A 22,762-nucleotide genomic window follows, 5' to 3' on the forward strand; every position below is an offset into this window, starting at 1 on the left:
CCAGGAGTGAACGCGCCATGTCCACCCACGCCTCTCCCGTCGACGCTTCCGCGCGTCGTCGGCATTTCTCGATGATCCGCGGCTTCCATCTGGCCGACTTCTTCACCCTGGGCAACGCCGCCTGCGGCATGGGCCTGGTGCTGCTGGCCATGGCCTATGTCGCCAGCGGCGATGTGCGGCATTTCTATGCGGCCGCCGTGCTAGCCCCGGCGGCGTTCGTGCTCGACATCTTCGACGGCCGCATCGCGCGCTGGCGGCAGACCCATTCCGCGCTGGGGCGCGAGCTGGATTCGTTGGCGGACGTGATCTCCTTCGGCGTGGCGCCCGCTGCCCTGGGCTTCGCGGCCGGCCTGCGCGGCGGCTGGGACGCGGTGGTGCTGCTGTACTTCGTGTGCTGCGGCGTGAGCCGACTGGCCCGCTACAACGTCACGGCCGAAACGCTGTCCGAAGGCGGCGACAAGGTGCGCTACTTCGAAGGCACGCCCATTCCCACCAGCGTGGTGCTGGTGGGGCTGCTGGCCTGGGCCGCAGCGCAGGACCGCCTGGGCGGCGCGCTGTGGGGCGGCAGCTGGGAGATCGGGCCGTGGACGCTGCATGCCTTCACATTGCTGTACGCCTTGTCGGGCACATTGATGATCAGCAAGACGCTGCGCATCCCCAAGTTCTGAACGCGCCCGACCGAGCGTCTGCACCCGCGCCGCTACCTCCGATCTGTTCCATGACCCATCCCGCACCCCAACTCACCCAGCATGCCAAGGGCCTGGCGCAATTGATCCAGCTGGCCTCGGCCGTGCCCCTGGACCCGGCCGTCGACCACTTCTATTTCCTTCGCCACGGCCAGACGCCGCGCAATGCGCTGCGGATCTTCCAGTCCTACGACGAGCCGCTGTCGGATCTGGGCCTGCAGCAGGCCGCGCTGGCCGCCGCCGTGCTGGCGAACGAGCCCATCCGCAGCATCGTCTGCAGCGACGCGCGGCGGGCCTTCGATACGGCCCACACCGTGGCGGCGCCGCTCAAGCTCACCCCGGTGGCGCGCGAGGTGCTGCGCGAGCGTCACTTCGGCTGCCTCGTGGGCACCTCGTCGGTGGACATCGACTGGGCATGCGCCCCCGAAGGCGGCGAGACGCTGGCCCAGTTCGTCGACCGCAAGCGTGCCGCCCTGGACGCCGCCCTGCAGGAGCCGGCGCCCGTGCTCGTCGTGGCCCACGGCGGCACCCTGTACGTGCTGGCGGCGCTGCTGAACGTGCCCGTGGATGCGGCGGTGCTGGGCAACGCGCAGCCCCTGCGTTTCGAGCGCGCCGCAGATGGCCGCTGGGGCGTGCGCGCGTTGCGGGCCGCTGACGGCAGCATCGCCGCTGTCGCCTGACACACGGCAGCGGCGCCTGTTGTGGGGCGGCGCACTGGTCATTGCGCCTACATTAACGATGAGTTGACTTTTTCTGACGCCACAGGCGGTTGATACCAGCCTTCATGAAATCCGTCCGCCGCCGTTGGCCCCTGGTGGTCAACCTGAGGCACTTGATCATTGCGCTGACCACGTCCAGCGCCGTGGTGTCGCTGCTGGCCACCTTCTACGCCAGCTACAAGGTGCAGCGCCAGCAATTGATCGCGCAGTCGCTCGAATCCAACCTAGCCTATGCGAACAAGCTTGCCAGCAGCACCGACGACTACTTCAAGGGCGTGCTGCAGCAGATGGCCTACGCCGCCAGCCAGGTGGCCCCGGCGTTGCATGACGCCGAGCGCGTGGATGCCGAAGCCCGGCGCCTGCACCTGCAGACGGACAGCCTCAATTCGGTTGTCATCGCCGACAGCGCGGGCCGGGTGCTGGCCGATTCGCCCCCACAGCTCAACCTGCGTGGCTCGATGCTGCATACGCCGCAGGCCACACAGGCCCTTGCGGCGGAGGGCCCGCGGGTCAGCGCGCCCTACCTCGCGCCCAGCGGCAACATGCTGGTGCTGGTCTCGCAGCCCATCGTGGCCACCGACGGCGCGCGCAAGGGCGTGATCCTGGGCGCGATCTACCTGCGGCAGGAGAGCGCGCTGAACAAGCTGCTGGGCACGCACTACTACCACGATGGTTCCTACCTCTACGTGGTCGACCGCCAGCGCCGCATCCTGTACCACCCCGAGGCGCAGCGCGTCGGCGCATTCATGGGCGTGAACGTGGCGGCCGACCGCATCGCCCAGGGCGTCTCGGGCAGCGAGGTGCTCGTCAACTCGCGGGGCATCGAGATGGTGGCGGGCTATTCCATCGTGCCCACCACGGGCTGGGGCATCGTCGTGCAACGGCCCCTGTCGGCTACGCTCGCCCCCATCGGTGCGCTGATGCGGCAGGTGATGGAGTGGACACTGCCGCTGGCCGCGGTGGCGCTCCTGCTGGTCTGGGCCTTTGCCTTGAAGATCGCCAGCCCGCTCCACGCCCTGGCGGCCACCGCTGCCAGTCACCAGCCCGGCGAGTCCGACGCGCGGCTGCGCTCGATCTCGTCGTGGTACTTCGAGGCGGCACAGCTCAAGAAGGCCATGCTGCGCGGCCTGGGCGTGTTCGACGGCAACCTGCGCCGGCTGCAGAAGGACGCGGCCACCGATCCGCTGACCGGCCTGGGCAACCGCCGGCAGTTCGATTTCAGCCTGGCCGTGCTGGCCGAGGGCGAGACCCCGTTCTGCGTGGTGCTGCTCGACATCGATTTCTTCAAACAGGTCAACGACCGCTTCGGCCACAACGTGGGCGACGCCCATCTGCGCCAGCTGGCGGCTCTCATGGCGGAAGGCCTGCGGCCCGAGGACCTGGCCTGCCGCATCGGAGGGGAGGAGTTCGCCCTGCTGCTGCCCCACACCGCCCTGCCCGAGGCGGTGGCCATCGCCGAGTCGCTGCGGCGCCGCGCGGCCGAGTCGGCTGCGCCCGGGGGGCAGGCCGCCACCCTGTCGCTCGGCGTTGCCCAGTGGCGGGGTCCGGACGACGACCTGGAGGCGGTGCTGAGGACGGCCGACGAACGCCTGTATGCCGCCAAGGCGCGGGGGCGCAACCGGGTCGTCTTCGACTGAGCGTCGCCGCGCCCTTGCAAATATCGGGCCAGGACTGCACCTGTGGGTCAGCATCGCCTGGCGCGCAACGCGTGCAGGACCCGCGACGTGGCGCGCCCCCACAGCGCCGCGCCGTCCGGGCGGCACGCCTTGAGCGTCCGGCGACGCAAGGCCCGGCACGGCCAGGGCCTTGCGCATCCACCAACCTGGGACACGCAACGCCATGGACGCTTCGAAGAACCACTACGACACACTGGGCGTGGCGCCCGACGCCACCGCCGACGAGATCCGCAAGGCCTACCGCCGCCTTGCGCGCAAGTACCACCCCGACGTCAGCAAGGAAGCCGACGCGCAGACGCGCATGCGCGAGATCAACGAGGCCCACGAGGTGCTCGGCGACCCCGCCAGGCGCGCCGAATACGACGCGATGGCCGAGCGCCTGCGCCGCGGCGCGACCATGGGGCACGGCGACGGCTTTGCGCCGCCGCCGGGCTGGGAAGACGGCTTCAGCTTCTTCCGCAGCGGCGGCCCGGGCGCCGGTGCCGAGGCGCCGGACCTCGGCGCCTTCTTTTCCGACCTGTTCGGCGCCGGCGCTGCCGGGCCCACGGGTGGCGGTGCCGCGCGGCGCACCCGCGCCGCAACGGGCGAGGACCGCCATGCCGCCATCGAGGTCCCGCTGGAATTCGCCCTGGCCGGCGGCGAGCGCGAGATCCAGTTGCAGGCGGTGGAGCTCGACGCCGGCGGGCGGCCCCGGCCGGTGACCCGGACGCTGCAGGTGCGCGTGCCGCGCGGTGTGCGGCCCGGGCAGCAGATCCGCCTGGCGGGCCAGGGCATGCCGGGCATCGGCGGCGAGCCGGCCGGTGACCTGTACCTCGAGGTGCGGATCGCGCCGCACCCGCTCTACCGCGTCGAGAGGCGCGACCTGGTCATGGATCTGCCCGTGACGCCCGCCGAGGCCGCGCTGGGTGCCGAGGTGGAGGTGCCGCTGCCGGGCGGCGGCACCGGGCAGGTGAAGGTGCCGGCTGCGGCGCGTGCGGGCATGAAGCTGCGGCTGAAGGGCCGCGGGCTGGGTGGCGACCTGTACCTGGTGCTTTCGATCGCCGTCGCGCCGGCCGACAGCGCGGCGGCGCGCGCGGCCTACGAGCAGCTCGCCAGGGCGACGGCCGGATTCGACCCTCGCCGCGACCTCGGCGCGCGCAGCCGCACGACCAGCACGGCATGAGGTAGGCGCTGCGGGCTCCGGACCGCATCGCCGGAGCGGCGGCGGCGCCGTCGCGCCACCGCCTGAGCCTTGGACAGCCATGCCGGCCGCGCTGCCGCCCGGCGTCCGATCCAGACAGTTTGTGCCGATCCCCTCTGTCACCGGAGCCGATGGGGCGGCCCCGCCGGCCGGGTCTGGCGCCATTGAGCCAGGGCGGTATATTCTTACCTTTTCATCATCGATACCAGAAGAGTAGGAAAATGGCCGCCACAGCCACGTTGTCCAGCAAGTTCCAGATTTCCATTCCCAAGGCCGTGCGGGACGAACAGCAGTGGAAGCCCGGGCAGGAGTTCGTGTTCATCCCCAAGGGCAAGGGCGTGCTCGTGATGCCCGTACCGGAGTTGGAGCAATTGGCCGGCATTGCCAAGGGCGCGCGCAAAGACGATTACCGTGACCGCGAGGACCGCTACTGATGGCGGCGCAGCGGGTGGTCGATACGTCGGCCTGGATCGAATGGCTCGATGGCAGCGCATTGGGCAAGAGAGTCGGCCAGCAATTTCCGCAGAAGGCGCAGTGCATCGTCCCCACCATCGTCCAGCTCGAACTGTCGAAATGGATGACGCGGGAAGTCGGCGAGGAAGAGGCCAACCAGGTGATGGCCTACACCCAGAAATGCGTGGTCGTCCCCCTGGACACCGCCATTGCCCTGCTTGCGGCGGACCTGCACCGCGAATACCGGCTGGCCACGGCCGACGCGATCGTGTACGCCACAGCCCGGCGCGTGGGCGCGGAGTTGCTGACCTGCGATGCCCACTTCAAGAACCTGCCGGACGTGGTGTTCTTCGCCAAGTCCGCGTAAGGGTCACCCAAGGACAGGCGTGACATCGACATGCGGCGCAAGGGCCGCATGCCGGGCGGCACTCAGGCGCCGCCGCCATGGACCCCATGGCCCAGATGCCGGCTGGCGGCAGACGCGGCCTCGCGCAAGGCCAGGCCCACCGGCCCCTCGGGGTCGGGATCGAACCCGCCCGTGGCGCCCAGCGCCGTGATCACCGCCCGCACCCGACCGGCATGGTCGAACAGGGGCGCCGCGATGGCGCTGATGCCCGGCAGGTTGGTGTCGCGCACCCAGGCGCAGCCGGCGGCCCGCACGGACTCGCACAGCTGCGCGATGGGCCGTTCGTCCGCGAGCGAGGCCCGATGCCGCCCATCGGCCTGCGCCAGTTCCGCCTCGGCCAACGCACGCACGCGCGCCTCGTCGCCCAGCCACCCCAGGAAGGCGCGGCCCGTGGCCGACCACAGCATCGGCAGCACCGAGCCGACGCGCACGTTCACCGTGATCGGCAGGCCGGGCTCCTCGAAGCGGACGATGGTCGGCCCTTTGTTGCCCATCACCGCCAGGAAGCAGGTCACTTCGAGCGACTCGCGCAGGTGCACCAGTGCGGGCTCGGCCAGCCGGAGCGGGTCGGCCTGGCGCATGGCGGCCACGCCGATCTGGATGGCCGCCGCCCCCAGGAAGTAGTGCTGCGAGCCGCTGTCCTGCGTCACCAGTTCCTCTTCGACCAGGCTGGCCAGGTAGCGGTGGACCTTGGCGGGGCTTTCGCCCACGTGGGCGGCCAGGGCCGTCAGGCTGGCCCGCCCGCCGAGGCGCGCGAGGCCCTTGAGCACGGCCATGCCGGTTTCGGCGGACTGCACGCGCTGACGGCGTTCGCGGGCACGCGCGGGGGCTCCAGGCTCGGCCGATCCGGCGGTGGCGCCATCGGCTTCGGAAACAGGGGAATCGGGCAAGGGTGGAGGTCGGCGGGGCATGGTGCGCAAGGGAATGGGGTTAACCCGATCGCAAGATTACGCAATGCGTACCAAAATTACGCTTATCAAAAACCCGAAGACCCCTTGTCGGGCGTCAAGATCTGGAGACTTTTCCAATGAAGAAGCTTCTGGCTTCCTGCCTCATGGCACTGCCGCTGCTGGCGCCCGTTGCCTCGGCCCAGGCACAACAGGCCGCCTATCCGTCCAAGCAGATGCGCTGGCTGGTGCCCTATCCGGCCGGCGGTGGCTCGGACTTCCTGGCCCGCACCATCGGCCAGCAGCTGTCCGCGCAGACGGGCCAGCCCGTGCTGGTCGAGAACAAGCCGGGTGGCAACACCGCCATCGCCGCCGCCGACGTGGTGCGCTCGCAGCCCGACGGCTACACCCTGCTTTCGGCCGACAACGGCACGCTGGTGTTCAATCCGGTGCTCTACAAGAGCCTGAGCTACAACCCCGGCAAGGACCTGGCGCCCGTCACGCTGATGGGCCGCTTCCCGATGATCCTGGTGGTCAGCCCCAGCGTCACGGCCAAGGACGCCAAGGAATTCATCGCCCAGGTCAAGGCCAATCCGCAGGGCATCAACTACGCCTCGGCCGGCGCGGGCAGCCCGCACCACCTGGCGATGGAGCTGCTCAAGACCGAGGCCGGCCTCAAGATGACCCATGCGCCCTACCGCGGCGCCGCCCCGGCCCTGGCCGACGTGGCGGGCGGCCAGGTGCCGGCCATGATGGTCGACCTAGCGGCTGGTGCGGGCTTCATCAAGGGCGGCAAGGTGCGGCCCCTGGCCGTGGCCAATGCCACGCGCCTGCCGCAGCTGCCCGATGTGCCGACCTTCGCCGAGCTGGGCTTCAAGAACGTCGAGGCCGCCGCGCTGGTGGGCCTGGTCGTGCCGGCCGCCACGCCAGCCGAGACGGTGAACGCCCTCAACAAGCAGGTGGTGGCCGCCATCAATGCGCCCGATGTGCACAAGAAGCTGATCGATTTCGGTGTCGAGCCGGTCGGCAACACGCCCGCGCAGTTCGCCGAACTGCTCAAGGGCGAGAACGCGCGCTGGCACAAGCTGATCCGTGACCTGAACATCACGCTCGATTGATTCTTCACCGACGCCCGCGCTGTCTTCCGGGATAGCGCGGGCGTTTCGCTTTCCGGAGTTGCCGAATGACTGCCTCGACCGCCGACGCCCCTGCTTCCGCTCCTGCCGGCGGCTGCCCCTTCGCCCATGCCGCCGCGCCCGCACCGGCCGCGCCCAATGGCTGCCCGGTCAGCCATGGCGGCGCCGCCTTCGATCCCTTCAGCGACGGCTACCAGCAGGACCCGCCCGAGTACGTCCGCTGGGCCCGGGAGCAGGAGCCCGTCTTCTACAGCCCGCTGCTGGGCTACTGGGTGGTGACGCGCTACGAGGACATCAAGGCGATCTTCCGGGACAACCTCACCTTCAGCCCGTCCATCGCGCTGGAGAAGATCACCCCCACCGGGCCCGAGGCCAACGCGGTGCTGGCCAGCTACGGCTTCGCCCTCAACCGCACGCTGGTCAACGAGGACGAGCCGGCCCACATGCCGCGCCGCCGTGCGCTGATGGAGCCCTTCACGCCCGAGCACCTGAAGCACCACGAGCCGCTGGTGCGCCAGCTGGCGCGCGAGTACGTCGACCGCTTCATCGACGACGGCCGCGCCGACTTGGTGGACCAGATGCTGTGGGAAGTGCCGCTCACCGTGGCCCTGCACTTCCTCGGCGTGCCCGAGGAGGACATGGACACGCTGCGCCAGTACTCCATCGCCCACACCGTCAACACCTGGGGCCGGCCGAAGCCGGAGGAACAGGTGGCGGTCGCCCATGCCGTCGGCAACTTCTGGCAGTACGCGGGCCAGGTGCTCGACAAGATGCGCGCCAACCCCGACGCACCGGGCTGGATGCAGTACGGCATCCGCATGCAGAAGCAACTGCCGGAGGTCGTCACCGACTCCTACCTGCACTCGATGATGATGGCCGGCATCGTCGCCGCCCACGAGACCACGGCCAACGCCACGGCCAACGCGATGAAGCTGCTGCTGCAGCACCCCACCGCCTGGCGCGAGATCTGCGAAGACCCGGGCCTGATCCCCAACGCCGTCGAGGAATGCCTGCGCCACAACGGCTCGGTCGCCGCCTGGCGCCGGCTTGCGACCAAGGACGTGACCGTCGGCGGCATCGCCATTCCGGCGGGCAGCAAGCTGCTGATCGTCACCTCGTCGGCCAACCATGACGAGCGCCACTTCGCCGATGCCGACCTGTTCGACATCCGCCGCGACAACGCCAGCGACCACCTGACCTTCGGCTACGGCTCGCATCAGTGCATGGGCAAGAACCTCGCGCGCATGGAGATGCAGGTCTTCCTGGAGGAATTCACCCGCCGTCTGCCCCACATGCGCCTGGCCGCGCAGCAGTTCAGCTACGTGCCCAACACCTCCTTCCGCGGCCCCGAACACCTGTGGGTGGAATGGGACCCGGCGGCCAACCCCGAGCGCCGCGATCCGGCCGCCCGCGATGGCGAGCGCGCGCCGGTGCGCATCGGCGAGCCCACGGGCCATGCGCTGACGCGGCCCGTGGTCGTCGAGCGTGCCGAGCCGGCGGCCGAAGGCATCGTCCGCCTGCGCCTGGTGGCCGCCGATGGGGGCACCCTGCCCCGCTGGTCGCCCGGCGCGCACATCGACGTGGAGTGCGGCGACACCGGGCTGTCGCGCCAGTATTCGCTGTGCGGTGACCCGGACGATGCCCGTGCCTTCGAGATCGCCGTGCTACTGGAGGCAGAGAGCCGGGGCGGCTCGGCTTGGATGCATGCCCATGCCCACGAAGGCGCCCGCCTGCGCATCCGCGGCCCGCGCAACCACTTCCGGCTCGACGAAGGGGCGAAGCGCCTGGTGCTGATTGCTGGCGGCATCGGCATCACGCCGATCAGCGCCATGGCGCGGCGGGCGCAGGCGCTGGGCATTCCCTACGACCTCCACTACTGCGGCCGTCGGCGCGCCACGATGGCGATGGTGGACGAGTTGCAGGCACTGCACGGCGAGCGGCTGCACCTGCACGCGGGCGACGAAGGCCGGCGGCTGGACCTGGCCGAATTGCTGCGCGTGCCGATGCCCGGCACGCAGGTCTATGCCTGCGGCCCCACGCGCCTGCTCGACGCGCTGGCCGAGCACAGCGCGCACTGGCCCGAGGACAGCCTGCGCGTGGAGCATTTCGCCTCCACGCTCGGCACGCTGGACCCGAGCCAGGAGCATGGCTTCGACGCCGAACTGAAGGATTCGGGCCTGACCATCGCCGTGCGGGCCGACCAGACGCTGCTTCAGGCCCTGCGCGCCGCCAACATCGACGTGCAGAGCGATTGCGAGGAAGGCCTGTGCGGCTCCTGCGAGGTGACGGTCATCGAGGGGGACATCGACCACCGCGACCGCGTGCTGACCCGCGCCGAGCGCGAGGAGAACCGCAAGATGATGAGCTGCTGCTCGCGGGCCTGCGGGCAGAAGGTGGTCTTGCAGCTTTGAACCGGTCGCCGATTCAGCGTCCCTATTCCGCCGCCGGGCCCTGAATATCCATGGATCGACTGACGCTCAAAAAAGACGGCAAGCCCAAACGACTGATAACCAACTGTCAATGCAACAGTGAAGCTTAAAGAATTGTTCACGTAAGCTTCCTTGGCATGGAAAGCCCACTCCGAGTGAGCAATGCGGCGCACTACCATTCCCGGCTTTCCGGGAGTGCACTCATGAAGCCATGTGCTTTTAGGCTTTTTGACAAAAAGAAAATAGACGTCTTATTGGCGGTCGGCGCAGCGCGCAAACCGCTGGCAATTCTTCTGGGGGGCGCATTGATTTGCGGGGCCGCCGGCGCACAGATCGTGATCAGCGACAGCGGCGTGGCGCCGGCCAATCCCGGCGCATTGCTCGAAATGGACAGCAACAGCCGCGGTCTTCTGTTCACCCGTATTCCCCTGACCGACAGCAGCACCTGGGGCCTGGCGGGCAGCCAGCCCGTCGATGGCATGGTGGTCTACAACACCACCTCGGGCAATGGCCTGGCACCCGGGCTCATGGTGTGGACCAGCGGCCGATGGGTGAATGTGAACGACACGTCGTACCTCAACGTCAACGCCGGCACTGCCGGCAATGCCTCGGCCGCCACATCGGGCGCCACCGGCACGGGCAGCATGGCGGTGGGGCCCGACGCCAGCGCCGCCGGGGGCCAGGCGCTGGCCGTCGGCCAGAACACCAGCGCAGCCGGCGCGGGCGCCGTCGCCGTCGGGCACAACGCGTCGGCCTCCGGTGCCGGGTCGGTGGCCCTCGGCGAATCCGCCACGGCCGACACCCCCAACAGTGTGGCCCTGGGCGCCGGCAGCCAGACCCGCCCGACCGTGGCCACGCCGGGCACGCGGATCGCCGGCAGCGACTACGCCTTCGCGGGCGGCAGCCCGGCCGGGGCGGTCTCGGTCGGGAGCAACGGCAGCGAGCGCCAGGTCCAGAACGTGGCGGCAGGCCAGTTGAGCCCCACCAGCACGGACGCCGTCAATGGCAGCCAGCTCTACGCCACCAACCGTGCCGTGGAGGCCTTGAATGCGTCCACCGGGGTCCTGCAGAGCCGGGTCGACCGGCTGCAGGATCAGCTCAGCCGCCAGGGCTCCGCCCTGTCGGGCGGCATCGCGGCGGCTGCGGCGATGGCTGTCGTCACGCCGATGGACCAGCGGCGCTATCACCTGACCGGGTCGGTGGCGAGCTACAACGGCCAGGCGGGGGTGGGCATGAACCTCCTGCGTCGCTCGGACGACGGCCGCACGACGCTGCATGCCGGCGTCGGCTGGGGCACGGGCGGCAGCAAGGCCATCGCCCGGGTGGGCTTCGGCGTCTCCTTCGACTGATGGGCCGCAGATGGTCGCCGGAGGCCTCTTCTTCGACGCGACCGAGCCGGTCGCGGCTGCTCAGGCCGGCGCCGCCCGGTCCGTGCGGAGCAGCCGCTCGCCCTCCGCGCGCCACCAGTCGATGAAGGCCCGCAGGGCCGGCGAGGTCTGGCGCCGGCCCGGGTAGTAGAGCTGGAAGCCGGTGCCCGGCGGGCACCAGTCGTCCAGCACGGCCACCAGCCGGCCGCTGCGCACGTGCGGCGCGGCCATCGCCTCGTAGACATAGGCCCAGCCGGCGCCGTCGAGCGCGGCCTGCAGCGCGAGCGGCTGGTCGTCGACCGTCAGCCGACCCGGCACGTCCAGCGCCACGCGCTCGGTGCCGCGGGCGAACTCCCAGTGATAGAGCTCGCCGTGCGGAAAGCGCTGGCGGATGCAGGGCCGGGCCAGCAGCGCCCAGGGGTCCTCAGGCGCGCCGTCCGCGGCCGCCAGCGCCAGCGTGCCGACCACCACGAAGCGCTGCGGACCGCCCATCGGCAGGGCCACCATGTCGCGCGGCACCGCCTCCTCGAAACGGATGCCGGCGTCGCAGCCGGCGCCCACGATGTCCAGGAAGCCATCCTGCGTCTGCAGCTCCAGCGCGATGCGCGGGTGAGCGGCGAGGAAGGCGGACATGACCGGCGCCATGATCAGTTGTGCGGCGCTGCGGGGCATGTTCAGGCGCAGCAGCCCGGCGGGCTCGCCCGCGGCCTCGTGCGCGGACTGCCAGGCGGCCTCCAGCCCGTCGAGATGGGGTCGCAGACGTGCCAGCAGTTGCAGGCCGACGGCACTGGGCGCGACGCTGCGCGTGGTGCGCTGCACTAGCGGCTGTCCCAACGCTTCTTCCAGCGCCCGCACCGACTGGCTCACCGCCGAGGGCGTGACGCCCAGGCGGGCGGCGGCGCGGCGATAGCTCTGCAGTTCGGCCACCGCGGCGAAGGCGCGCAGCTGGCGAAGGTCGGGTGGCGACGGCGTCATGGGGCCGGATTGTGAAGCGGCGCTGCATGGGCCATGCAGCCTGCGCTGGATTGCCACGCTGGCGCCTGCGGACGACGATGCAGACCTGTCCAGCGTGCTGGTGTGCGCGCCGCGCTGGCGTCAGTTCCATCCAGGCCGGTGCCTGGCCCGCCAGCCAGGGGGCCCGCCGTCTTTCTTCCATCAGGCTTTCATGAGCATCCGCCCCGCCCCTTCCGATCCCGTTTCTGCCGCACCGCGCCCGCTCGCCGGCCGCCCGGTCTTCCCCGTCGGCCTCGGCTGCATGGGCATGAGCGAGTTCTACGGCGCCACCGACGACGCCGAATCGCTCGCCACGCTGCGCGCCGCAGTCGACCTCGGCGTCCAGCATTTCGACACCGCCGACACCTACGGCTTCGGCCACAACGAGCAACTGGTGGGCCGCTTGCTCGCCGGCCTCGCCGCCGCCGACCGCCAGCGGCTGACCGTGGCCACCAAGTTCGGCATCGTGCGCGAGCCGGGCCGTTACGAGCGGCGCATCGACAACACGCCGGCCTACATCCGTGCGGCCTGCGAGGCCTCGCTGCGGCGGCTGGGCACGGACCGCATCGACCTCTACTACTGCCACCGGCGCGACACCGCGGTGCCCATCGAGGACGTGGCCGGCGCGATGGCGCAACTGGTGGCCGAGGGCAAGGTGCGGGCCATCGGCTTCTCGGAGATTGGACCGGAGAGCCTGCGCCGCGCCCATGCGGTCCATCCGGTGGCTGCGCTGCAGAGCGAGTTTTCCCTCTGGGAACGCGGGCTGGAGACCGAGCTGCTGCCGCTCACCCAGCAGTTGGGCGTCGCTCTCGTCGCCTACAGCCCGCTGGGCCGCGGCATGCTGACGGGCGCCCTGCCGGCAGCGTCGGAACTGGAGGAAGGCGACTTCCGCCGGGCCCTGCCCCGCTTCAACGGCGAAGCGGCCGAGGCCAACCGGCGGCAGGTGAAGGCCCTGAAGGCGCTGGCGGCGCAATGGGATCTGCCCGCCACACAACTGGCCCTGGCCTGGGCGCTGCACCGCGGCCCCCACGTGCTGCCGATCCCGGGAGCGCGGCGGCAGACGCATCTGACGCAGAACGTCGGCGCCGCAGGCGTGGCGCTCGACAGCGCGCAGATGGCGGCGCTGGACCGGCTTTTCTCGCCCGGGTCGGCCGCCGGCGCGCGGTATCCGGATGCGGGCTGGGCCGGCATCGAGGGCGCCGACGGTTTGCCACGGTAGCCTCTGTTGCGGCGGAAGTCGGCGCCTTGGACCGCCCGCGACTCAGCGTCCTCGCCCGGCCGACGGCAGCGGCTCACGACTCCGCGGTGAAGCCGATCTTGCGCACCAGCGGACCCCAGCGCTCGGTCTGCGCCCGCTGCGATTCGGCCATCTCCTCCGGCGACGACACGGAGGCCACGAGACCCACGCCCGCCAGTGAGTCGACGACGGCACGGTTCGCCATGGCAAGGCGCAGGGCCTCGTTGGCGTTCTTCACCACACTGGCCGGCGTTCCCGCCGGTGCATAGAAGCCGAACCATTCCTCGCTGCTGAGCATCGGGAAGCCCTGCTCCGCAAAGGTCGGCACCTCGGGCGTGAAGACCGTCCGCCGCGGCCCCGAAGTGCCCAGCAGGCGCAACTTGCCGGCCTTGTAATGCGGCAGCAGATCGCCCGTCGTGGTGAACATCACCGGGATCTGGCCTGCCACCACATCGGCAATACCGGGCACGGCGCCCCGGTAAGGAACCTGGACCAGCGGCAGCTTGGATTCGAGCCCCAGCAGCGCGCCCAGGAAGTGCGAGGTCGAGCCCGCGGCCGGCGAGCCGTAGCTGGCGAACTGCGGATTGGCCCGGACCCAGGCCACGTAGTCCGGCAGCGTCTTGACCGACGCCGGAACCATCGGGCCGACGGCCATGGCCTGTGTGGTGGTGGCGGCGATGCCCACGGGCACGAAGTCGGCCACCGGGTCGTAGCCCAGCTTCTTGTAGACGAAGGGGAAGATCACCATGCACGAGTACGGCGTGCACAGCAGCGTCTGGCCATCGGGCGCCGCGCCTTTGACCGCCATGCAGGCGATCTGTCCGCCGGCGCCCGACCGGTTGTCCACGATGGCGGTCTCGGCAAAGCTGCCGCCCAATTTCTCGGCCACCCGGCGTGCCACCAGGTCGGTGGTGCCACCGGGGGCGTAACCCACGACGATCCGGGTGGACTTCAGGGGTGCGGGCTGCGCCCGTGCTGAAGTGATGGCCAGGGGCGGCAGCACCAGGGCGGCGGATCCGGTGGCGACGAGTCGGCGGCGAGTGAGCATGGAAACTCCAGGTTCAGGGTTGACGGAAATCGGACAGCCGCGCGTTCAGATGGCGCAGTACCCGCCATCGACCGGCAGCGTCACACCCGTGATGCAGGCAGCCTGGTCCGAGGCGAGGAAATGAACGGCATGGGCCACATCGGCCGGCAGGACCGTGCGATGGAGCGGCACGCGCTCCAGGAAGGCGGAGAGCGCCTTGGGATCGCGGCGGGTGCCTTCCGTCATGTCGGTTTCCGTGATGCCCGGCGCAACGGCATTCACCCGGACGCCGTCGCCGCCGAGTTCGAGCGCCAGGGCCTGGGTCAGCTGCTTCACGCCGCCCTTGGACGCGGTGTAGGCCGCCGAATTGCGCACGGCCACGAATGCGTGGATCGACGCCACATTGACGATGCAGCCACGCGTCTGCCGCAGTTGGGGCGCGAAGGCCCAGGCGGCGTGGAAGCATCCGTCGAGGTTGACGGCCAACGTGCGGCGCCAGTTGGCAAGGCTGCCGGGCTCGTCCAACGCGCTGCGTAGCAGGATGCCAGCGTTGCTGACCAGCACGTCGCAGGGCCCCAGGCGCGCGCGGGTCGCCTCGGCTGCCTCCTGCAGGGCCTCGGCCTGGGCGACGTCGCTCACGCATTCCAGCACCGGCACACCGGTCGCCTGGACCTGCGCTGCCGCCTCGCGCAGCCGAGCGCCATCCACGTCCACCATGGCGATGGCCGCACCCTCGCGCGCAAAGCGATGCGCCACGGCCAGGCCAATGCCCTGCGCGGCGCCGGTCACGACGACGACGCGACCTTCGAGGGATCCGGAAGACCCGGCCATGTCCGACATCCGCTTCAGGCTGCCAGGAAGGCCAGCGTCCGCGTGCGCGCGAGTGCAGCGGCCTCGGCGTCGAAATGCTCGCCGCCCGGGCGGGCGAAGGCGTGGTCGCAACCCGTGTAGACGTGGGCCGGCATCCGGTCCTGCAGCGCTGCCCGCGCCAGGATGGTCTCGCGTGCTGCGGGCGGCACGAACCCGTCGAGCTCCGCGATGTGAAGCAGGCAAGGGGCCGCATCGACGCGCTGGGCCGGCAGCAGATCCTCCAGACCGACGCCGTAGTAGCTCACGGCCGCAGCGATCGGCGTGGACAGCGCCATCATCACGGCCAACCGTCCGCCCAGGCAGTAGCCAAGCGCGCCGACCTTGTCGCCGCGGCCCTGGGCCTGGAACCATTGGCGCGCGGCATCCAGGTCGTGGACGGCGCGTTCGAAGTCCATGCCCTGCATGAGCGCAATGCCCTGCTGGAACTGCGCGGGCGCGCGCGGATCCAGCCGCACGCCCGGCTGCTGCCTAGCGAACAGATCCGGGCACAGGACCTCGAAGCCCTCCAGGGCCCAGGCCTGTGCGGCCTGCTCCATGGCATCGTTGATGCCGAAGATCTCCTGGATCAGCACCAGGGGCCGCCCGGCACCGGAGGCGCTGGGCACGTGGAGGGCAGGCAATGAAAAGCCGTCGCCGGCGGGGATCTCGATGAGTCGCATGTCGTGTTCCTTTGGATGGATGGATGAGCGCCTCAGGCGGGTGCCCGATGGCTTTTGAGTTCGATGGAAATGAGTGCCGGGTTGTGGATGGAGCGCACGTACTCGATCAGCACATCCCCCGGTGCATAGAGCCATGCCTGCACCTGGAGCCCAGGCGCGCCTTCGGGCAGGCCCAGCGCAGCGGCGGCGTCTGCATTCAGCGCACAGGCCGAGACGCAGTGCCGGATGCTGTGCACCGCAAGCCCGTACACCTTCTCGACGAGCGTGTAGACGCCGTCGACCTCCTCGGCCAGGAAGGGCGTGATGCCCGCGTATTTGTTGTCGACATAGACACGGGTCCAGGTGCACGGCGTGCTGGCTCCCTGCATGTGGCGGACACCGTCGATCGCGAGCCAGTAGCCGGTGCTGCTCGGCACGCCGACGAGGCCGGTGTCGGGCTCTCCCTTGACCGTGGCATGGCCATGGATACGCATGGCAGTCTGGCCAGCCAGCCTCAGGGCGTGTTCGAGGCCGTCCATCTGCTGCACGTAGGCATCGGCCATCGCAGCGGCGATGACTTTGGTTCCTACCTTACGTACACGCTGGACCACCCCACCCTTTTCGAGGATGTCGAGCGCCTGCCGAAGCGTGACGCGGCTCACCCCAAGCTCCTGTGCAAGATCGATTTCCTTGGGCAAAACGGTGCCGACGGAGCGCACGCCAGACTTGATCTGCTCGAGCAGCGTCACGCTGACCTGCCGGTACAGCGGTTCACTCGCGAAACTTGATCTGGTCTTTTTCATAAGGTACTAACCTAATAATAGATGGGATGAGGTTGCGCGCGCAAGCGCTTTGATGCGGCGCACGCATGCAGCAGCGATGGAGCGCCGGGCGGCGCTACGCCGAGGATTCGAACCGAGCGGTGCGGAAACTGCGCAAAACAGTGCGCGCCGCGCCTGCAAAGGGCAGCGACACAAAGAGGCGTGGGAGGGAGCAGTCTGCGCAGCGGCTCCCGCCACGCAACGCGAGCCGCAGGGAAATGCCGGGCGTTCCTGTCGGGAATGCCTTCGAACCGATGCCCGGATGCGGCCGCTGCAGGATGGGCTTCGGCAGCCTCGCGCCGCCTGTGGCGCTGACCCGGGCGTCAGCCCTTCTGCACCATCCGTATCACGCTGGAGAAGTCCAGCGCACCATGCCCCGCCAGGCTGTGCGCCGCATAGAGGCTGCGCGCCAGCCCGCCCAGCGGCGTGCTGGCCTTGACGGCCATGGCGTTCTCCTGCGCCAGGCCCAGGTCCTTGAGCATCAGGTCGGTGCCGAAGCCACCGGCGTAGCCCTTGGAGGCCGGGGCGGTCTCCATCACGCCGGGCAGCGGGTTGTACTTCTCCAGCGCCCAGTTGCCGCCGGAGCTGCGGCGCATGATCTCGGAGAGCACCTTCGGATCCAGCCCGTTGGCCACGCCCAGGGCAATGGCCTCGGAGGTGCCGATCATCAGGATGCCCAGGAGCATGTTGTTGCAGATCTTGGCCGTCTGGCCGGCGCCGGGGCCGCCCGCGTGGAAGATGTTGGCGCCCATCTTCTCCAGCACCGGCCGGGCCCGGGCCAGGTCGGCCTCGCTGCCGCCCACCATGAAGGTCAGCGTGCCGGCGATGGCGCCGCCCGTGCCGCCGGACACCGGCGCGTCGATGACGGCGATGCCGCGCGCGGCGCCGGCCTCGGCCACCTGGCGCGAGGTGGCAGCGGCGATGGTGCTCGAATCGATGACCAGCGTGCCGGGCGCGATCTGCGCCAGCAGGCCGCCCTCGCCAAGGTAGAGCGATGCCACATGGGCGCTGGCCGGCAGCATGCTGACCACCACCTCGGCCCCGCTCACTGCGGCGGCGGCCGACGCGGCAATGGCCACGCCCTGGGCCCGCAGCGCATCGCACGCGGCGGCCGACAGGTCGAAGGCGCTGACGGCATGGCCGGCCTTGTGCAGATTCAGGGCCATGGGGCCGCCCATGTTGCCGAGGCCGATGAATGCGATCTTCATGTGTGTCTCCTTGGATGTCTTGGGTGATGTCAGCGGACGAGAAGGCCGGCCTGCGGGTGCGGTGGTCGGTGCTGGTGCCTTGGGAGCAAGCGCGGCGGCTGCGGAGGAGCCGCCCACCGCCGCTCAGCGCAGCGGCACCAGCTCCGGCGCCATGTCGCCGCGCTCGCGCAGGTGGTCCTGCACGAACTCAGGGGTGATTTCTTCCAGCGTGGCCGGCTGCCACTTGGGGTTGCGGTCCTTGTCGACCAGCACGGCGCGGATGCCTTCGGCGAAGTCCTTGTGCGCGCAGAAGCCCAGCGAAGCCCAATATTCCAGCCGGAACACCTCCGCCAGCGACATGCGGGGCACACGGCGCCAGAGTTCCCACGACAGCGCGATGGAACTGGGCGCGCCCTTGGTGAAGGCGGCGGCAGCGTTCTGCAGCCAGGCGTCGTCGGCCTTCACGGCACGCAGCCGCTTGGCGATGTCCAGCAGGTCGTCGCCGGCCATCAGCGACTCGATGGTGTCGTAGTGCTCGCGCAGCTTCGACGGCAGGCGCGGCGCATCCTCGACCGCGGTGGCGAGGATGCGGGAGAGCAGCGCGCGGTCGGCCTCGCCCTGCCCTTGCCAGGCCGTGGCGCCGATGGCCTCCAGCACCTGGGGTTTGCGTGCCTGCGGCACCAGCACGTCGGCCAGGCCTGCAAAGATGGCATCGGCGGCGTTGATCTGCGCGGCCGTCAACGCCAGGAAGAGGCCCGTGCGCCCCGGCGCGCGGCGCAGGAACCAGCTGCCACCCACGTCGGGGTACAGGCCGATGTTGATCTCGGGCATGGCGATGCGGCTGCCTTCGGTCACCACGCGGTGCGAGGCACCCACCATCAGGCCGACGCCGCCGCCCATGACGATGCCGTGGCCCCAGCACAGGAAGGGCTTGGGGAAGGTGTGGATCAGGTGGTCGAGCTCGTATTCCTCGGCGAAGAAGCGCTCGGCGTATTCGTTGCGGCGCTCGCCGCAATCCAGCAGCGTCTGGTAGAGCTGGCGCAGGTCGCCGCCGGCGCAGAAGGCTTTTTCGCCCGCGGCCTGCAGCAGCACGCCGACGACCTGGTCGTCGGCCGCCCATTCGCGAAGTTGGGGCGTGAGCAGCCGCACCATGTCGACGGACAGCGAGTTGAGGGACGCCGGCGCATTGAGCGTGGCGACGCCGAAGCGTCTGCCATTGGCGGTGGGCAGGGAATCGAAGAGGACGACAGGTTCGGTCATGGGCGGGGAGCTTAGCGACGCAGGGCGCGCGGCGATATCAAGGACGGGACTGCAGTGGGATTCGTTTGGCGGCTCGGCGAGGCGTGACTGGACGTCAGCGCAGATCCGCATCGCCATCGAGCAGCTTGCGCGCGACGATGAGCCGCATGATCTCGTTGGTGCCTTCCAGGATCTGGTGCACGCGCGCATCGCGCAGCAGGCGCTCCAGCGGAAAGTCGCCCAGGTAGCCATAGCCGCCGTGCAGTTGCAGGGCCTCGTTGCAGACGGTGAAGCCGGCGTCGGTCGCAAAGCGCTTGGCCATCGCGCAATAGGTGCTGGCATCGGCATGGCCGGCGTCGAGCTTGCTGGCGGCCAGGCGCACCATCTGCCGGGCGGCGACCAGCTCTGTGGCCATGTCGGCCAGCTTGAACTGCAGGGCCTGGAAGCTGGCCAGCGGCTTGCCGAACTGCTGGCGCTCGTGCAGGTAGCGCCGCGCCGCATTCAATGCGCCCTGCGCGGCGCCCACCGAGCAGGTCGCGATGTTGATGCGGCCGCCGTCCAGCCCCTTCATGGCGATGCGGAAGCCCTCGCCCTCCTGGCCCAGCAGGTGGTCCGCCGGGATGCGCACGCCGTCGAAGTCGATGGTGCGGGTGGGCTGGCTGTTCCAGCCCATCTTGTGTTCCTTCTTGCCGTAGCGGATGCCGGGCGCGTCGGCCGGCACGGCGAAGGCAGAGATGCCCGACGGCCCGGCGCCGCCGGTGCGGGCCATGAGCACCAGCACGTCGGTCGAGCCCGCGCCGGAGATGAAGGCCTTGCCGCCGTGGATGGCGTAGTGGTCGCCGTCGCGCTCGGCACGGGTCTTGAGCGAGCCGGCGTCCGACCCAGCGCCCGGTTCGGTCAGGCAATACGAGGCCAGCTTGCGGCCGGCGGTCAGGTCTTCGCCCCAGTGCGCGCAAACGGCGTCGGTGCCCCAGGTGCCGAGCATCCAGGTCGCCATGTTGTGGATGGTGATGAAGGCCGTGGTCGAGGGGTCGACCGCAGCCATCTCTTCGAACACCAGCGCCGCATCCAGCCGCGGCAGGCCCAGCCCGCCGATGCGCTCGGGCGCATAGAGGCCGCAGAAGCCCAGTTCGCCGGCCTTGGCAATGGCCTCGCGCGGGAAGATCGCTTCGCGGTCCCACTGCGCGGCATGGGGCGCGAACTCGCTGGCGGCGAAGTCGCGGGCAGTGTCGGCGAAGGCGCGTTGTTCTTCGGTCAGTTCAAAGTCCATGGTGCTTCTTGTCTCTCTTGGCGCTTGGACGGCTTGTTTGTGCCGCGTTGTCTCGGCTTGGTCTGCTCAGGTGCGCAATTGACTGGCTGTGCGTTCTCGGTCGGCGCAATTTGTACGGTGGGGGCGGCGCGCGAGAACCGGCCCGCCGCGGGCTCGGAGTGAGGCGGTCGGCACTGCGTGCCGACTCCGCTGCGATGCTCCCGAACCCGGCCCGCGGCAGAACTCGCTGCGCGCTCGCGCGCTCCGCTCAAACAACTGCCGCGAGTCAGATCACGAAGCAGGCCTGTCCTTCGGCAGGCCTGCGGCCGGGTTCGCTGCGCTTCTCGCCGCCTCACACATCGCCCACGGCGGGCCGGTCCTCGCGCGCAGGGACGCTGCGCATCATCGTGCCGGCACGGGCGTCCGCGCCCGACATCACCTGCCGGTTGGCCGCATGTGCCACCGACGCCGCAATCCCTGCCCGCCACGGATTGCAGCCTACGCCGTCGCCCGACCTTGGATGTCCAGAACACCTTCGGCATGGCGCGAGACGGACGTGACGCGCCGACGCCATCGCCTGGGGCCGCCGCGACGCCCGCCATGCCCAGAACGGTCACACCGACACAGACGTGTCGACACCGGGATTCGCGCGCAGCTTCGGTTCCGGCCCGGGCGGCGGTGGGTAACGCGGTGTGCGCCTGTGAGGCGCCGAGAAGCGCAGTGCATCCGGCCGCAGGCCTGCCGAAGGACAGGCCTGCTTCGTGATCTGACTCGCGGCGTTTGTTTGAGCGGAGCTGCCGCAGGCAGCGCAGCGAGTTATGCCGCGGGCCGGGTGCGCGAGCATCGCAGGGGAGTCGGCACGCAGTGCCGACCGCCTCACTGAAGCACGCCGCGTTACCCACCGCCGCCCGGGCCGGCGCGCCCGCCTCGAACACCGAGCGCACCACGACCGGAGACATGGCAACGGTACTCACACAGTCGGACTTACAACGAGCACCGGGCCCCAGCACCAAGTTCACTTCAACGAAATCGTCGTATTGACCCCCTGCGACACCGTCGAGTCGTCGAACCACCGCGCCGTCACCGTCTTGGTCTGCGTGTAGAACAACACCACCTGCTTGCCGTAAGGCCCCAGGTCCCCCAGCTTCGAGGCCCGCGATCCCGTGAACGAGAACAGCGGCACCGGCACCGGGATCGGCACGTTGATGCCCACCTGTCCCACGTCGATGTCCTCCTGGAACTTGCGCGCCGCCGCGCCCGACTGCGTGAAGATCGCCGTGCCGTTGCCGTTCGGATTGGCGTTGATGAACTCGATCGCCTCGTCCAGCGACGACGCTTCGGCCAGGCACAGCACCGGCCCGAACACCTCCTGGTCGTAGATCGACATGCCCGGCTTCACGCCCGAGAAGACCGTCGGCCCGACGAAGTTGCCCTTCTCGTAGCCGGCCACCTGCGGGTTGCGGCCATCCAGCTCCAGCGTGGCGCCATCGGCCACACCGCGCTCGATCAGCCCCACCACCCGGTCGCGCGCCGCGCACGACACCAGCGGCCCCACGTCCGTGCCCTTCTCCGTGCCGGCGCTCACCTTCAGCGTCTTGGCCTTCTCCACCAGCTCGGGAATCCAGCTTTGCGCCTCGCCCACCAGCACCGCCACCGACACCGCCATGCAGCGCTGGCCCGCGGCACCGAAGGCCGCGCCGGCCAGCGCATTGAGCGTCTGCTCCTTGTTGGCGTCAGGCATCACGATGGCGTGGTTCTTCGCGCCCATCATGCATTGCACCCGCTTGCCGGCCAGCGTGGCGCGGTTGTAGACATGCGTGCCCACCTTGGTCGAGCCCACGAAGCTGATCGCCTTGATGTCGCGGTGGTCGCAGATGGCGTTGACCACCTGCTCGCCGCCGTGCACCACGTTCAGCACGCCGGGCGGCACGCCCGCCTCCAGCGCCAGCTCGACCAGGCGCATCGTCACCATCGGGTCCTGCTCGCTCGGCTTGAGCACGAAGGTGTTGCCCGTGGCGATGGCCATCGGGAACATCCACAACGGGATCATGGCCGGGAAGTTGAAGGGCGTGATGCCGGCGCACACGCCCAGCGGCTGCAGCAGCGTGTACGTGTCCACGCCCCCCGCCACGTTGTTGGCCAGTTCGCCCAGCTGCAGGTTGCCGATGCCGGCCGCATGCTCCACCACCTCCAGGCCGCGGAACACATCGCCTTCGGCGTCCGGCAGCGTCTTGCCCTGCTCGGCCGTCAGGATGGCGGCCAGCTCGCCCATGTGCTCGCGGATCAGCTGCTGCAGCTTCAGGAAGATGCGCGCCCGCTGGCCGATGGCCGTCTTGCGCCAGGTCTTGAAGGCCTTCTGCGCCGCGGCGACGGCGGCGTCCACCTCGTCGGGCGTGGCGAAGGGCACGCGGGCCAGCACCTCCTGGGTGGCGGGGTTGACCACGTCGCGCCAAGCGGTGCTGCGGGATTCGACGAACTCGCCGCCGATCAGCAGTTTGACGGTGGGCACCCGCGATGCGGGCGTGGGGGTGGCAGTCATGGCTTGTCTCCAGATGGGGCGGC

General features: G+C 69.9%; 20 protein-coding genes. 10 read left to right on the forward strand and 10 right to left on the reverse strand.

Annotation, left to right across the window (positions count from 1 at the left end):
* Positions 1-17 precede the first annotated feature (17 nt).
* From ACT54X_RS19390 to ACT54X_RS19415, 6 genes are all read left to right on the forward strand, one after another.
* Complete coding sequence (locus tag ACT54X_RS19390) at positions 18-668, forward strand: CDP-alcohol phosphatidyltransferase family protein (protein WP_294365776.1); 651 nt, start codon at positions 18-20, stop codon at positions 666-668.
* Between the two features lie 50 nt (positions 669-718).
* On the forward strand, positions 719-1,366 hold the full coding sequence (locus ACT54X_RS19395) for a histidine phosphatase family protein (RefSeq protein ID WP_294365779.1): 648 nt from the start codon (positions 719-721) through the stop codon (positions 1,364-1,366).
* A gap of 104 nt (positions 1,367-1,470) precedes the next feature.
* Positions 1,471-3,042 carry a GGDEF domain-containing protein gene (locus tag ACT54X_RS19400; RefSeq protein WP_476347966.1) on the forward strand — a complete coding sequence of 524 codons (1,572 nt, stop codon included), beginning with the start codon at positions 1,471-1,473 and terminating at the stop codon, positions 3,040-3,042.
* Positions 3,043-3,244: 202 nt separating this feature from the next.
* Positions 3,245-4,243, forward strand: a complete 999-nt coding sequence (locus ACT54X_RS19405; protein WP_354321325.1) for a DnaJ C-terminal domain-containing protein — start codon at positions 3,245-3,247, stop codon at positions 4,241-4,243.
* A 239-nt stretch (positions 4,244-4,482) separates the two neighbouring features.
* Positions 4,483-4,695, forward strand: coding sequence for an AbrB/MazE/SpoVT family DNA-binding domain-containing protein (locus ACT54X_RS19410; protein ID WP_354321326.1), 213 nt, complete (start codon positions 4,483-4,485; stop codon positions 4,693-4,695).
* The gene (locus tag ACT54X_RS19415) at positions 4,695-5,081 is read left to right on the forward strand and encodes a PIN domain-containing protein (protein WP_476347968.1); all 387 of its coding nucleotides are present in this window, start codon (positions 4,695-4,697) and stop codon (positions 5,079-5,081) included. The genes ACT54X_RS19410 and ACT54X_RS19415 overlap by 1 nt, the downstream gene beginning before the upstream one ends.
* 62 nt (positions 5,082-5,143) lie before the next feature.
* Here ACT54X_RS19415 and ACT54X_RS19420 read toward each other — a convergent pair whose 3' ends face one another.
* The gene (locus ACT54X_RS19420; protein ID WP_476347970.1) at positions 5,144-6,031 is read right to left on the reverse strand and encodes an IclR family transcriptional regulator; all 888 of its coding nucleotides are present in this window, start codon (positions 6,029-6,031) and stop codon (positions 5,144-5,146) included.
* A gap of 116 nt (positions 6,032-6,147) precedes the next feature.
* Here ACT54X_RS19420 and ACT54X_RS19425 point away from each other — a divergent pair, with 116 nt between their 5' ends.
* The 3 genes from ACT54X_RS19425 to ACT54X_RS19435 all read left to right on the forward strand — a co-directional run bounded on the left by ACT54X_RS19425 (position 6,148) and on the right by ACT54X_RS19435 (position 10,921).
* Positions 6,148-7,125, forward strand: coding sequence for a Bug family tripartite tricarboxylate transporter substrate binding protein (locus ACT54X_RS19425; RefSeq protein ID WP_294365788.1), 978 nt, complete (start codon positions 6,148-6,150; stop codon positions 7,123-7,125).
* Between the two features lie 65 nt (positions 7,126-7,190).
* Positions 7,191-9,554: a cytochrome P450 gene (locus ACT54X_RS19430; RefSeq protein WP_476347972.1), complete on the forward strand. Its 2,364-nt coding sequence runs from the start codon at positions 7,191-7,193 to the stop codon at positions 9,552-9,554.
* Positions 9,555-9,907: 353 nt separating this feature from the next.
* Entirely contained in the window at positions 9,908-10,921 is a 1,014-nt protein-coding gene (locus ACT54X_RS19435) for a hypothetical protein (protein ID WP_476347973.1), read from the forward strand.
* Positions 10,922-10,981: 60 nt separating this feature from the next.
* On the opposite strand, the gene ACT54X_RS19440 is transcribed toward ACT54X_RS19435, so the two are convergent.
* Positions 10,982-11,914, reverse strand: a complete 933-nt coding sequence (locus ACT54X_RS19440) for a LysR family transcriptional regulator (protein WP_476347975.1) — start codon at positions 11,912-11,914, stop codon at positions 10,982-10,984.
* 190 nt (positions 11,915-12,104) lie between these two features.
* On the opposite strand from ACT54X_RS19440, the gene ACT54X_RS19445 reads away from it, so the two are divergent.
* Complete coding sequence (locus ACT54X_RS19445; RefSeq protein WP_354321330.1) at positions 12,105-13,151, forward strand: aldo/keto reductase; 1,047 nt, start codon at positions 12,105-12,107, stop codon at positions 13,149-13,151.
* A 73-nt stretch (positions 13,152-13,224) separates the two neighbouring features.
* Here ACT54X_RS19445 and ACT54X_RS19450 read toward each other — a convergent pair whose 3' ends face one another.
* The 8 genes from ACT54X_RS19450 to ACT54X_RS19485 form a co-directional block, all read right to left on the reverse strand.
* Positions 13,225-14,217 carry a Bug family tripartite tricarboxylate transporter substrate binding protein gene (locus ACT54X_RS19450; protein WP_294365799.1) on the reverse strand — a complete coding sequence of 331 codons (993 nt, stop codon included), beginning with the start codon at positions 14,215-14,217 and terminating at the stop codon, positions 13,225-13,227.
* Positions 14,218-14,262: 45 nt separating this feature from the next.
* Positions 14,263-15,027 carry an SDR family NAD(P)-dependent oxidoreductase gene (locus tag ACT54X_RS19455; RefSeq protein WP_476347978.1) on the reverse strand — a complete coding sequence of 255 codons (765 nt, stop codon included), beginning with the start codon at positions 15,025-15,027 and terminating at the stop codon, positions 14,263-14,265.
* Between the two features lie 14 nt (positions 15,028-15,041).
* Positions 15,042-15,725: a dienelactone hydrolase family protein gene (locus ACT54X_RS19460; RefSeq protein ID WP_476347980.1), complete on the reverse strand. Its 684-nt coding sequence runs from the start codon at positions 15,723-15,725 to the stop codon at positions 15,042-15,044.
* A 32-nt stretch (positions 15,726-15,757) separates the two neighbouring features.
* Positions 15,758-16,507, reverse strand: coding sequence for a GntR family transcriptional regulator (locus tag ACT54X_RS19465; protein ID WP_294365807.1), 750 nt, complete (start codon positions 16,505-16,507; stop codon positions 15,758-15,760).
* Positions 16,508-16,848: 341 nt separating this feature from the next.
* Positions 16,849-17,733, reverse strand: coding sequence for a 3-hydroxyisobutyrate dehydrogenase (gene mmsB, locus ACT54X_RS19470; RefSeq protein ID WP_294365808.1), 885 nt, complete (start codon positions 17,731-17,733; stop codon positions 16,849-16,851).
* Between the two features lie 123 nt (positions 17,734-17,856).
* The gene (locus ACT54X_RS19475) at positions 17,857-18,972 is read right to left on the reverse strand and encodes an enoyl-CoA hydratase/isomerase family protein (protein WP_294365809.1); all 1,116 of its coding nucleotides are present in this window, start codon (positions 18,970-18,972) and stop codon (positions 17,857-17,859) included.
* 94 nt (positions 18,973-19,066) lie between these two features.
* A complete protein-coding gene (locus ACT54X_RS19480) occupies positions 19,067-20,221 on the reverse strand; it encodes an acyl-CoA dehydrogenase family protein (protein ID WP_294365811.1) in 1,155 nt (384 codons plus the stop codon).
* 994 nt (positions 20,222-21,215) lie between these two features.
* The gene (locus ACT54X_RS19485; protein WP_354321336.1) at positions 21,216-22,739 is read right to left on the reverse strand and encodes a CoA-acylating methylmalonate-semialdehyde dehydrogenase; all 1,524 of its coding nucleotides are present in this window, start codon (positions 22,737-22,739) and stop codon (positions 21,216-21,218) included.
* Between the last annotated feature and the right edge of the window lie 23 nt (positions 22,740-22,762).

Source organism: Pseudacidovorax sp. DMC4 (genome assembly GCF_056314265.1).

Excerpts from the sequence above, each read along its gene's own strand:
- ACT54X_RS19390 (WP_294365776.1), top strand. The coding sequence starts at position 18 with ATGTCCACCCACGCCTCTCCCGTCGACGCTTCCGCGCGTCGTCGGCAT.
- ACT54X_RS19395 (WP_294365779.1), top strand. The coding sequence starts at position 719 with ATGACCCATCCCGCACCCCAACTCACCCAGCATGCCAAGGGCCTGGCG.
- ACT54X_RS19400 (WP_476347966.1), top strand. The coding sequence starts at position 1,471 with ATGAAATCCGTCCGCCGCCGTTGGCCCCTGGTGGTCAACCTGAGGCAC.
- ACT54X_RS19405 (WP_354321325.1), top strand. The coding sequence starts at position 3,245 with ATGGACGCTTCGAAGAACCACTACGACACACTGGGCGTGGCGCCCGAC.
- ACT54X_RS19410 (WP_354321326.1), top strand. The coding sequence starts at position 4,483 with ATGGCCGCCACAGCCACGTTGTCCAGCAAGTTCCAGATTTCCATTCCC.
- ACT54X_RS19415 (WP_476347968.1), top strand. The coding sequence starts at position 4,695 with ATGGCGGCGCAGCGGGTGGTCGATACGTCGGCCTGGATCGAATGGCTC.
- ACT54X_RS19420 (WP_476347970.1), bottom strand. The coding sequence starts at position 6,031 with ATGCCCCGCCGACCTCCACCCTTGCCCGATTCCCCTGTTTCCGAAGCC.
- ACT54X_RS19425 (WP_294365788.1), top strand. The coding sequence starts at position 6,148 with ATGAAGAAGCTTCTGGCTTCCTGCCTCATGGCACTGCCGCTGCTGGCG.
- ACT54X_RS19430 (WP_476347972.1), top strand. The coding sequence starts at position 7,191 with ATGACTGCCTCGACCGCCGACGCCCCTGCTTCCGCTCCTGCCGGCGGC.
- ACT54X_RS19440 (WP_476347975.1), bottom strand. The coding sequence starts at position 11,914 with ATGACGCCGTCGCCACCCGACCTTCGCCAGCTGCGCGCCTTCGCCGCG.
- ACT54X_RS19445 (WP_354321330.1), top strand. The coding sequence starts at position 12,105 with ATGAGCATCCGCCCCGCCCCTTCCGATCCCGTTTCTGCCGCACCGCGC.
- ACT54X_RS19450 (WP_294365799.1), bottom strand. The coding sequence starts at position 14,217 with ATGCTCACTCGCCGCCGACTCGTCGCCACCGGATCCGCCGCCCTGGTG.
- ACT54X_RS19455 (WP_476347978.1), bottom strand. The coding sequence starts at position 15,027 with ATGGCCGGGTCTTCCGGATCCCTCGAAGGTCGCGTCGTCGTCGTGACC.
- ACT54X_RS19460 (WP_476347980.1), bottom strand. The coding sequence starts at position 15,725 with ATGCGACTCATCGAGATCCCCGCCGGCGACGGCTTTTCATTGCCTGCC.
- ACT54X_RS19465 (WP_294365807.1), bottom strand. The coding sequence starts at position 16,507 with ATGAAAAAGACCAGATCAAGTTTCGCGAGTGAACCGCTGTACCGGCAG.
- mmsB (WP_294365808.1), bottom strand. The coding sequence starts at position 17,733 with ATGAAGATCGCATTCATCGGCCTCGGCAACATGGGCGGCCCCATGGCC.
- ACT54X_RS19475 (WP_294365809.1), bottom strand. The coding sequence starts at position 18,972 with ATGACCGAACCTGTCGTCCTCTTCGATTCCCTGCCCACCGCCAATGGC.
- ACT54X_RS19480 (WP_294365811.1), bottom strand. The coding sequence starts at position 20,221 with ATGGACTTTGAACTGACCGAAGAACAACGCGCCTTCGCCGACACTGCC.
- ACT54X_RS19485 (WP_354321336.1), bottom strand. The coding sequence starts at position 22,739 with ATGACTGCCACCCCCACGCCCGCATCGCGGGTGCCCACCGTCAAACTG.